Annotated in this window: 7 protein-coding genes; all 7 read left to right on the top strand. The window is 40.9% G+C overall.

Annotated elements, in window-relative coordinates; translation table 11 throughout:
* The first annotated feature begins 4 nt into the window (after positions 1-4).
* The 7 genes from ligA to glgA all read left to right on the top strand — a co-directional run bounded on the left by ligA (position 5) and on the right by glgA (position 12,048).
* Complete coding sequence (gene ligA / locus B7721_RS07330; RefSeq protein ID WP_084878313.1) at positions 5-1,963, top strand: NAD-dependent DNA ligase LigA; 1,959 nt, start codon at positions 5-7, stop codon at positions 1,961-1,963.
* Positions 1,964-2,111: 148 nt separating this feature from the next.
* Positions 2,112-4,397 carry a type I pullulanase gene (gene pulA / locus B7721_RS07325; RefSeq protein ID WP_084878311.1) on the top strand — a complete coding sequence of 762 codons (2,286 nt, stop codon included), beginning with the start codon at positions 2,112-2,114 and terminating at the stop codon, positions 4,395-4,397.
* A 197-nt stretch (positions 4,398-4,594) separates the two neighbouring features.
* Positions 4,595-6,019 (top strand): NADP-dependent glyceraldehyde-3-phosphate dehydrogenase, encoded by a 1,425-nt coding sequence (locus B7721_RS07320; protein ID WP_084878309.1) that lies wholly within the window; start codon positions 4,595-4,597, stop codon positions 6,017-6,019.
* A gap of 272 nt (positions 6,020-6,291) precedes the next feature.
* The gene (glgB, locus tag B7721_RS07315; protein ID WP_084878307.1) at positions 6,292-8,187 is read left to right on the top strand and encodes a 1,4-alpha-glucan branching protein GlgB; all 1,896 of its coding nucleotides are present in this window, start codon (positions 6,292-6,294) and stop codon (positions 8,185-8,187) included.
* 159 nt (positions 8,188-8,346) lie between these two features.
* Complete coding sequence (locus B7721_RS07310; RefSeq protein WP_000787250.1) at positions 8,347-9,489, top strand: glucose-1-phosphate adenylyltransferase; 1,143 nt, start codon at positions 8,347-8,349, stop codon at positions 9,487-9,489.
* A complete protein-coding gene (gene glgD / locus B7721_RS07305) occupies positions 9,479-10,618 on the top strand; it encodes a glucose-1-phosphate adenylyltransferase subunit GlgD (protein WP_084878306.1) in 1,140 nt (379 codons plus the stop codon). The genes B7721_RS07310 and glgD overlap by 11 nt, the downstream gene beginning before the upstream one ends.
* Positions 10,615-12,048, top strand: a complete 1,434-nt coding sequence (gene glgA, locus B7721_RS07300; RefSeq protein ID WP_084878304.1) for a glycogen synthase GlgA — start codon at positions 10,615-10,617, stop codon at positions 12,046-12,048. Before glgD ends, glgA begins: the two co-directional genes overlap by 4 nt.
* Positions 12,049-12,079: the final 31 nt, after the last annotated feature.

Genomic DNA, 12,079 nt, shown 5'->3' with positions numbered 1-12,079 from the left:
TTTTATGAATAAAAGAATGAATGAGTTAGTTGCCTTACTCAACCGCTATGCGAGCGAGTACTATACGAGTGACAATCCTTCGGTTTCAGATAGCGAGTACGATCGCCTCTACCGAGAGTTGGTCGAGTTGGAAGCTGCCTATCCAGATCAAGTTTTAGCAGACAGTCCAACCCATCGTGTTGGTGGTAAGGTTTTAGATGGTTTTGAAAAATACAGTCATCAGTATCCTCTTTATAGTTTGCAGGATGCTTTTTCACGTGAAGAGTTAGAAGCTTTTGATGCGCGTGTTCGCAAGGAGTTACCCCATCCCACTTATATTTGTGAGTTGAAAATTGATGGTTTGTCTATCTCTCTTACGTATGAAAAGGGAATTTTGGTAGTCGGTGCGACACGTGGGGATGGTTCTGTTGGTGAAAATATCACCGAAAACCTCAAGCGTGTTAAGGACATTCCTTTGACCTTGCCAGAAGAACTTGATATCACTGTTCGTGGAGAGTGTTACATGCCACGCGCTTCCTTTGATCAGGTCAACCAAGCCCGCCAAGAAAATGGGGAGCCTGAATTTGCTAATCCTCGTAACGCAGCTGCAGGCACCTTGCGTCAGTTGGATACAGCAGTAGTGGCCAAGCGTAATCTTGCCACTTTCCTCTATCAAGAAGCCAGCCCTTCAACTCGTGATAGCCAAGAAAAGGTCTTGGAGCATCTTGGACAGCTTGGCTTTGTAGTTAATCCAAAGCGAATCTTGGCTGAAAGTATAGATGAGATATGGGATTTTATCCAAGAAGTAGGACAAGAACGGGATAAACTGCCTTACGATATTGATGGAGTGGTTATCAAGGTCAATGACTTAGCAGGTCAAGAAGAGCTTGGCTTTACCGTTAAAGCGCCTAAGTGGGCAGTAGCTTATAAATTTCCTGCTGAGGAAAAAGAAGCTCAACTCCTTTCAGTTGACTGGACAGTAGGTCGTACGGGTGTTGTGACCCCGACTGCCAATCTAACACCTGTTCAGCTTGCTGGGACAACTGTTAGCCGTGCAACACTGCACAATGTAGATTATATTGCTGAAAAGGATATCCGAAAAGACGATACGGTAATCGTTTATAAGGCTGGAGATATCATCCCTGCTGTTTTGCGTGTGGTAGAGTCCAAGCGTGTTTCTGAAGAAAAACTAGATATTCCGACTAACTGTCCGAGCTGTGACAGTCAGTTACTTCATTTTGAAGATGAAGTGGCTCTTCGTTGTATCAATCCTCGTTGTCCTGCTCAAATCATGGAAGGTTTGATTCACTTTGCCTCTCGAGACGCCATGAATATTACGGGGCTTGGACCATCTATTGTTGAAAAGCTTTTTGCTGCCAATCTAGTTAATGATGTAGCAGATATTTACCGTTTGAAAGAAGATGATTTCCTCCTTTTAGAAGGTGTCAAGGAAAAGTCTGCTTCTAAACTGTATCAGGCCATTCAAGCATCCAAGGAAAACTCTGCTGAAAAGCTCTTGTTTGGTCTGGGAATTCGCCATGTCGGAAGCAAGGCTAGCCAACTCTTGCTCCAACATTTCCACTCTATTGAAAATCTAGCTCAAGCTGATCCTGAGGAAGTAGCAAGTATTGAAAGCTTGGGTAGTGTGATTGCTCAAAGTCTTCAGACTTATTTTGCTACAGAAGGATCAAAGATTCTCTTAGACGAGTTGAAAGATGCTGGAGTTAATCTGGACTACAAAGGACAGACAGTAGTGGCAGATGCGGCCTTGTCAGGTTTGACCGTTGTGCTAACGGGGAAATTGGAACGCCTCACGCGCTCTGAAGCCAAAAGTAAACTCGAAAGCCTTGGTGCCAAAGTCACAGGCAGTGTATCTAAGAAAACGAATCTTGTCGTAGCAGGAGCAGATGCAGGAAGCAAGCTCCAAAAAGCACAAGAACTTGGTATCGAAGTTCGAGATGAGGCCTGGCTAGAAAGTTTGTAAAGAATAGTTGAAAAATAGATGTCAGATAGTCTGGAACTATCTCTCCTGATGTGTTTTTATATCTATTAAACTATTCTCTATTGTGCTGAAATTCCCGTTAAATTCTTCAGCATAACTTAAAAATTGAAATTAGAAATTAGGAAAAGAAATGTATAGATACCCTGTAGTCATCCATTTTCACCGAAAAAATGGGGATTATGATGCTTGTTCATTCAGTAGAAAACAGGCAGATATTAAAGAAAATTTGTATTGTGAAAATGATTATTTTGGAGCAAAATTCTCCTTTACAGTCACAAGTGCAGAAAGGCTCGATACTTTGACTTTTTCTGTCGAAATAGATGGAAAGACAAAAGATTATCTCCTACGGTTTAACTATTACCCACTGTTGACTGAGGTTTGGATCTTAGATGGTGATGAGACGGTTTATTATTCAGAAAATCCAGCCATTGCTAGTCCTTACTACAAATATCAAAATCCATTTGCCTTTGATAAAGCAATCCATAGCGCTAGCTTTGATCACCACTGGGGCTATCAAGGAGAACTAGGTTACAGTCTTTCAGATTATCAGACAAGCTTTAAACTTTGGGCTCCTACAGCTACAGCTGTACAGGTGGTTGTCTATGAAAATACCAGCAACGATGCTCCGATTTGGAAAACCTATAATCTAGAGCGTGGGAATAGCTATTCATATAGTCATAAGTACAATACCATTGGTGTTTGGGGTCTAGATTTAGATGAGAATCTTGCTGGCAAGGCTTATCAGTATCAGATTGAATTCCCTCATCACAAGAGTTTAACAAGAGATCCTTATACAATTGCAACCAGTCCTGACGGAAAACGTTCTGTTATTCTCTCACACAAAGAGAGACAAGTAGATGGATTTGAAGTCAAACATGGAACAGATGCTCCTTGGCGTTTGGAAAATCCATGTAAAGCTGTTATCTGTGAAATGCATATCCGAGATTTGACCAAATCTCCAACATCTGGGGTGGCAGAGCATCTCCGTGGAACCTTCCTTGGCGCTGCGCAGACAGGAACGACTAACCAATTCGGCCAAGCAACAGCCTTTGACTATATCAAAGAACTCGGCTGTAATTATGTTCAGCTCCAACCAATCTTTGATCGCCATAAGGAATACGACGAGGACGGGAATGTAACCTATAACTGGGGTTATGACCCTCAAAACTACAATGCGCCAGAACCAAGTTTCTCTAGCAATCCAGATGATCCTGGACAGGTTATTCGAGACCTCAAGACCATGATTCAGGCATATCATGATGCGGGAATCGGTGTCATTATGGATGTCGTTTACAACCATACCTTTTCAACGGTCGATGCACCTTTCCAAACAACCGTTCCTGATTATTACTATCGTATGAATCCAGATGGAACCTTCCAAAACGGTACAGGTGTAGGAAATGAAACCGCAAGCGAACACGAAATGTACCGCAAGTATATGATTGACTCACTCCTTTATTGGGTGAAAGAATACAATATTGACGGTTTCCGTTTTGACTTGATGGGAATTCACGATGTCAAAACCATGCAGGCGATTCGTTGGGCACTTGATGAAGTTGATCCTCGTATTATCACTTATGGAGAAGGTTGGGATATGGGGACCGGCCTTGCACCTTATGATAAGGCCAAAAAGGACAATGCCTACCAGATGCCAAATATCGGATTCTTCAACGATGATCAGCGTGATGCGATTAAAGGAGGAGAAGTTTATGGTGCAATCAAGTCAGGATTTGTCAGCGGTGCAGCCACCGAACCTATCGTAGCCAAGGCTATTCTTGGTAGCCGAGAGTTGGGCTCTTATCTGAGTCCAAACCAGGTTCTCAACTATGTTGAAGCCCATGACAATTACAATCTTCATGACCTGCTGGCGACGCTTCATCCTGATCAAAGTTCTGACCAGATTATGCGCAAGGTTGAGACAGCGACAGCAATGAACCTGCTCATGCAAGGAATGTCCTTTATGGAAATTGGCCAAGAATTTGGTCGAACCAAACTCCTTGCTACTGGAGAAAATGGCGAGCTGACTGCGGCAGATAGAGAACGGGCCATGAACAGCTACAATGCTCCAGATAGTGTCAACCAGGTCAACTGGGATTTAATCAATGAGAGACAAGAGAGCATTGACTTTATTCGTCAGATTATTCGCCTAAAAACACAAACGCGTGCTTTCTCCTATCCTACATACGAAGAAGTTTATCGCCATGTCTTCGTCCATACAGCTGCTGAAAATAGTGGGTGGATTGTTTACGAAATTCACGGCGGATCAGAGCACTTATTGGTGGTATTCAATGCCAAGGGAACTTCCTTCTACTTTGAAAATGCGGGAAATCTTGAAATGCTGGTGTCCAATAGTCGTTCTAAAGAGTCTAATGTGATTGATGATATCAGCGTTGCAGTCTTGAAGGTACTTTCATAGTAAATGCCATAAAAAGGTTTAGTTAAATCTAGACCTTTTTTGATTTTTATTGAAAAACCAATATCTAATAGGAATAAATTTCAAATAATTTGAAGAATCAAGTTTGTGAAAAAAATATCAATATTTTCCAAAAAGGGGTTGTAATTTTCTGAAAATTTGATAAAATAAGTTTTAATCATTTTCAGGAGGAAGAGAATTTGACAAATTATCAGAATTTAGTGAATGGAAAATGGAAATCATCAGAGAATGAAATTGCCATCTATTCTCCCATCAATCAGGAAAAGCTGGGTACAGTACCAGCTATGAGTCAGGCTGAAGTAGATGAGGCGATGAAAGCTGCGCGTGCAGCTCTCCCAGCATGGCGTGATTTAGCACCCGTTGAGCGTGCAGCCTATTTACATAAGACAGCAGACATTTTGGAACGAGATAAAGAAAAAATTGGTACCATTCTTGCCAAAGAGGTTGCAAAAGGAATTAAAGCAGCCATTGGAGAAGTAGTACGTACAGCAGAATTGATTCGTTTTGCTGCTGAGGAAGGTCTCCGTATCACTGGACAAGCAATGGAAGGTGGTGGTTTTGAAGCTACAAGTAAAAATAAACTAGCCGTTGTCCGTCGTGAGCCAGTTGGTGTCGTTTTAGCTATTGCACCATTTAACTATCCAGTCAACCTTTCTGGATCTAAGATTGCTCCGGCTTTGATTGCAGGAAATGTCGTTATGTTCAAACCACCAACACAAGGATCTATTTCTGGACTCTTGTTGGCTAAAGCATTTGACGAAGCAGGAATCCCAGCAGGTGTCTTTAACACCATCACTGGACGTGGTTCTGAAATCGGGGACTACATCATTGAACACAAGGAAGTGAACTTCATTAACTTTACAGGTTCAACACCGATTGGTGAGCGTATCGGTCGTTTAGCTGGTATGCGCCCAATTATGCTTGAACTTGGTGGAAAAGATGCAGCAATTGTCTTAGAAGATGCAGATTTAGAAAATGCAGCTAAGCAAATCGTAGGTGGTGCCTTTAGCTACTCTGGTCAGCGTTGTACCGCTATCAAACGTGTTTTGGTTGTGGAAAGCGTAGCAGACAGATTGGCAGAATTGCTCCAAGCTGAAGTTGCTAAGCTAACAGTCGGTGATCCATTTGACAATGCAGATATCACGCCAGTTATTGATAATGCTTCAGCTGATTTCATCTGGGGATTGATTGAAGACGCTCAGGAAAAAGGAGCCAAAGCGCTCAGCCTAATCAAACGTGAGAATAATCTCATTTGGCCAGGACTTTTTGATTATATCACAAGAGATATGAAATTAGCCTGGGAAGAACCATTTGGACCTGTTCTTCCAATTATTCGAGTTTCAGATGCTAATGAAGCGTTAGAAATTGCTAATGAATCAGAATTCGGTCTTCAATCTTCAGTCTTTACAAATGACTTTAAGAAGGCATTTGAAATTGCTGAAAAACTTGAAGTTGGTACAGTTCATATTAATAATAAAACACAACGTGGACCAGATAATTTCCCATTCCTTGGTGTAAAAGGTTCTGGTGCAGGAGTGCAAGGAATTAAATATAGTATCGAAGCGATGACAAATGTTAAATCCATTGTTTTTGATGTGAAATAATCTATAAAATCAGGAAAATTACTTCCTGATTTTATTCTTTTCAAAAAAATACAGTTTAAAATTGATAAAAAACGAATATTCTGCTATTATAATAAAAAAATATATGGAAATTGTTTCGTGTTCTATTTTCTGGATATCTTTTTTAAAATGCTAGGTAATTTTTTGAAGGCTTTCATAAAAAAATATGATTTCCTTCGTAAATTACTTGAAAGTTATCTTAAAAGAGTGTATAATAGAATTATAGAAAACGCTTACAAAAGAAAGGGGATTGAATGAATAATCAAGAAGCATTAAGAACCTTTACTACAGGTGAGAACTTTCACCTCCAGCATTATTTAGGAGCGCATAGAGAGGAGAAAAACGGAGAAATAGGCTATACCTTTAGGGTTTGGGCCCCAAATGCACAAGCAGTTCATCTAGTTGGTGATTTTACCGATTGGGTTGAAAATCAGATTCCAATGGTTAGAAACGAGGCAGGTGTCTGGGAAGTCTTTACGAGTCAAGCTCAGGAAGGTCAGATTTATAAATATCATATCACGCGTGCAAATGGTCATCAGATTATGAAGATTGATCCTTTGGCAGTTTATTTTGAAGCTAGACCGGGTACAGGAGCAGTTCTGACCAATATCCGTGAAAAGAAATGGAAAGATGGACTTTGGCTAGCACGTCGCAAACGTCTGGGATTTTTCGAGAGACCAGTTAATATATATGAAGCCCATGCAGGGTCTTGGAAGAGAAATCCAGATGGTAGTCCCTATAGTTTTTCACAGCTGAAGGAAGAGTTGATTCCTTATTTAGTTGAAATGAACTATACACATATTGAGTTCATGCCTTTAATGGCTCATCCACTTGGATTGAGCTGGGGCTATCAGCTTATGGGTTACTTTGCTTTTGAACATTCCTATGGTAGACCTGAGGAATTCCAAGATTTCGTTGAAGAGTGTCATATAAATAATATTGGTGTTATTGTAGACTGGGTTCCAGGTCATTTCACTATTAATGATGATGCCTTGGCATATTATGATGGAACACCAACTTTTGAATACCAAGACCACAACAAGGCTCATAACTACGGTTGGGGTGCTCTGAATTTTGACCTCGGGAAAAATGAGGTCCAGTCTTTCCTGATTTCAAGTATTAAATTTTGGATTGATTTTTACCACTTAGATGGTATTCGGGTCGATGCAGTGAGCAATATGCTGTATCTAGATTATGATAATGCTCCTTGGACTCCAAATAAGGACGGCGGAAACCTTAACTATGAAGGTTATTATTTCCTTCAACGTTTGAACACAGTGATTAAGTTAGCTCATCCAGATATCATGATGATTGCAGAAGAAAGTTCATCAGCGACAAAGATTACTGGTATGAAAGAAATGGGCGGCCTTGGCTTTGACTATAAATGGAATATGGGCTGGATGAACGACATTCTCCGTTTCTACGAGGAAGATCCGATTTATCGTAAGTATGACTTTAATCTTGTGACCTTCAGCTTTATGTATGTTTTCAATGAAAACTATCTCCTACCTTTCTCACACGATGAAGTTGTTCATGGCAAAAAGAGTATGATGCATAAGATGTGGGGAGATCGCTACAATCAGTTCGCTGGTCTACGCAATCTCTACACCTATCAAATTTGTCATCCAGGTAAGAAACTCTTGTTCATGGGTAGTGAGTACGGACAATTCCTCGAGTGGAAGTCCGAGGAGCAGTTGGAGTGGTCTAATCTAGAAGATTCGATGAATGCCAAGATGAAGCATTTCACTTCACAACTAAATCAATTCTATAAAGAGCATCGTTGTCTTTGGGAAATTGATACTAGTTATGATGGTATCGAGATTATCGATGCTGATAATAGAGATCAGAGTGTCCTTTCCTTTATTCGTAAGGGCAAGAAGGACGAAATGTTAGTCTGTGTCTTTAACATGGCACCAGTTGAACGTAAGGACTTTACGATTGGTTTACCTGTTGCAGGTATTTACGAAGAAGTTTGGAATACAGAGCTGGAAGAATGGGGAGGTGTGTGGAAAGAGCACAATCAAACAGTTCAGACTCAAGAAGGTTTATGGAAGGATTATGAGCAGACCTTGACCTTCACCTTGCCAGCTATGGGAGCAAGTATCTGGAAGATTAAACGTCGTTTGAAACCAGCTAAGAAAAAAGAATAATGGGCTGTTGATGATAATTTTTTAGATTTTAAAGACGGATGTACTTGTATTGGACTTGAAACACAAGAGAAATGGATTTCCTATTATTTTTATAAAAAAGTTTGACTTCCAACCTTCTTTCGATTTTAACGTTCACATGACTTTATAAAGGAGTAGAAAATGAAGAATGAAATGCTAGCTTTGATCCTTGCGGGTGGGCAAGGAACACGTCTCGGAAAACTCACTCAAAGCATTGCCAAACCGGCAGTGCAATTCGGTGGGCGCTACCGTATCATTGACTTTGCTCTTTCCAACTGTGCAAACTCTGGAATCCATAATGTTGGTGTGATTACTCAGTACCAACCTCTTGCTTTGAATAACCATATCGGAAATGGCTCTAGCTGGGGATTGGATGGTATCAATTCAGGTGTCTCTATTTTACAACCTTATTCAGCCAGCGAAGGAAACCGTTGGTTTGAAGGGACTAGTCACGCTATCTACCAAAACATTGACTACATCGACAGTGTTAATCCTGAGTATGTTTTGATTCTTTCTGGTGACCACATCTACAAGATGGACTACGATGATATGCTTCAGTCCCATAAGGATAACAATGCCAGTTTGACAGTAGCTGTCCTAGACGTACCTCTCAAAGAAGCTAGCCGTTTCGGTATCATGAATACAGATGCCAATAACCGTATCGTTGAATTCGAAGAAAAACCTGCGCAACCTAAGTCTACAAAGGCTTCGATGGGGATTTATATCTTTGACTGGAAACGACTTCGCAATATGCTTGTTGCTGCTGAAAAGAGCAATGTGGATATGTCAGACTTTGGGAAGAACGTTATCCCTAACTATCTCGAGTCTGGTGAAAGTGTCTATGCTTATGAATTTAATGGCTACTGGAAAGATGTTGGTACGATTGAGTCACTTTGGGAAGCTAATATGGAGTACATTTCGCCAGAAAATGCCTTGGATAGCCGCAATCGTCAGTGGAAAATTTACTCTAGAAACTTGATTTCACCACCAAACTACTTTGGTGCGCATGCACACGTTGAAGATTCATTGGTCGTGGATGGCTGTTTTGTAGATGGAACTGTAAAACGTTCGATTCTTTCAACAGAAGCACAAGTACGTGAAGGCGCTGAGGTCGTTGATTCTGTCATCATGAGCGGAGCTATTATTGGCCATGGCGCAAAGATTACTCGTGCTATCATTGGTGAGGGTGCCATTATTGCTGACGGCGTAGAGATTGACGGAACGGACGAAGTACAAGTAGTAGGATACAATGAAGTAGTGGGGGTAGCAACAGATGAAGATTGATAAATATTCAGCCATTTTAGGAAACACAGTTGGTTTTCATGATATGTCAACGTTAACAGAACACCGTCCGGTAGCTAGCTTGCCTTTCGGTGGGAAATACCGTTTGATTGACTTCCCCCTTTCCAGTCTTGCAAATGCAGGTGTTCGTAGTATCTTTGGTATTTTCCAACAAGATAATATTAGCTCAGTCTTCGACCATATCCGTTCAGGTCGTGAGTGGGGCTTGTCAACCCTTCTAAGTCACTACTATCTAGGAATTTACAATACTCGTGTTGAAAGCAGTACGGTTGGAAAAGAGTATTACCAACAGCTACTTACCTACTTGAGACGTTCGGGTTCAAACCAAACCGTTTCGATTAACTGCGATGTGCTGGTGAATATTGACTTGAATCAAGTCTTCCATCTACACAATACAACGAATGGTCCGATCACAGTTGTATATAAGAAACTTCCAAAGAAAGACATTTCTGATGTGAATGCTATCTTGGAAATTGATGAAACTGACCATGTTCGTTCGCACAAACTCTTTGATAACAAATCCACGGATGAACTCTTCAACATGTCTACAGATATCTTTGTTGTGGACACTCCTTGGTTGATTGAACGACTTGAAGAAGAGGCTCAGAAAGAATATCCTGAAAAGTTGCGCTATGTCCTTCGCGATTTAGCTGTAAAAGAAGGAGCTTTTGCTTACGAATACACAGGTTACTTAGCAAATATTCACTCTGTTCAATCCTACTATCAAGCAAATATTGATATGCTTGAATCTAAAAAATTCTACTCTCTTTTCTCACCAAATCAAAAGATTTATACCAAAGTTAAGAATGAAGAACCAACCTACTATGCGAATACTTCAAAAGTAAGTACTTCTCAGTTTGCTTCTGGTAGTATCATTGAGGGTGAAGTAGTTCAGTCAGTCCTATCTCGTAACATTTATGTTCACAAAGATAGTGTGGTGAAGGACAGCATTTTATTCCCTCGTGTTGTGATTGGGCAAGGTGCCCAAGTTGAATTTGCCATTCTAGACAAGGGAGTTGAGGTTGCGGACGGTGTTGTCATTCGAGGCACAGCAGAACATCCAGTTGTAGTGAAGAAGGGTGAAACAGTAACAGAGGACATTTATTCATGAAAATTTTATTTGTAGCGGCAGAAGGAGCACCCTTTTCAAAAACAGGTGGTTTGGGAGATGTTATTGGCGCACTTCCCAAATCACTTGTAAAAGCGGGGCACGAAGTTGCAGTTTTCTTGCCTTATTATGATATGGTAGAAGCTAAGTTCGGTGACCAGATAGAGGATGTTCTTCACTTTGAAGTTAGTGTAGGATGGCGTAGACAGTACTGTGGTATTAAAAAAACTGTCTTGAATGGGGTAACCTTCTACTTCATTGATAATCAGTATTATTTCTTCCGTGGTCATGTGTATGGTGATTTTGACGATGGTGAACGCTTCGCCTTTTTCCAACTGGCTGCTCTTGAAGCCATGGAACGCATCGGCTTTATCCCTGACCTTCTCCATGTTCATGATTACCACACAGCCATGATTCCCTTCTTGTTAAAAGAAAAGTACCATTGGATTCAAGCTTATCAAGGAATCAGAACAGTTTTAACCATTCACAATTTGGAATTTCAAGGTCAATTTTCTGAAGGAATGTTGTGGGATTTGTTCGGTGTTGGGTTTGAACGCTATGCTGATGGCACTCTTCGCTGGAATGATTGCCTTAACTGGATGAAAGCAGGTATTCTCTACGCGGATCGTGTCTCAACCGTTTCCCCTAGCTATGCGCACGAGATTATGACCAGTCAGTTCGGCTGCGGTTTGGATCAGATTCTTCGCATGGAGTCAGGTAAGGTTTCAGGTATTGTCAATGGTATCGATGCAGATCTTTATAATCCTCAAACAGACCCGCTTTTAGACTATCATTTTGATAAGGAAGATTTGTCTGGAAAAGCTCAAAACAAAGCAAAACTGCAAGAGAGAGTTGGGTTACCTGTGCGAGCAGATGTTCCGCTAGTTGGGATTGTCTCTCGATTGACACGCCAAAAAGGTTTTGATGTTGTTGTAGAAAGCTTGCATCGTTTCTTACAGGAGGACGTTCAAATAGTCCTTTTAGGAACAGGTGACCCAGCTTTTGAACATTCCTTCTCCTGGTTTGCTCAAGTCTATCCTGACAAGCTATCAGCAAATATCACTTTTGATGTCAAACTTGCTCAAGAAATCTACGCAGCTTGTGATCTCTTCCTCATGCCAAGTCGTTTTGAACCATGTGGTTTGTCTCAAATGATGGCGATGCGCTATGGAACTCTACCATTGGTTCATGAGGTTGGTGGTTTGCGTGATACGGTTCAATCCTTCAATCCAATCGAAGGAACTGGTACTGGATTTAGCTTTGACAATTTAACACCTTACTGGCTTAACTGGAGTTTCCAAACAGCCTTGGATGTTTATAAGTACCAGCCGGACGTTTGGAGAAATCTACAAAAACAAGCTATGGAATGCGATTTCTCATGGGATACAGCCTGCAAATCTTACCTGGACTTGTACCATAGTTTAGTCAACTAATAGATAAAATCGTATGATTCTTTCATACGAT

The sequence above is a fragment of the Streptococcus oralis subsp. oralis genome, from assembly GCF_002096445.1.
Lineage (GTDB): Bacteria > Bacillota > Bacilli > Lactobacillales > Streptococcaceae > Streptococcus > Streptococcus oralis_N.
This window is presented reverse-complemented; position numbering and strand designations above follow the sequence as displayed.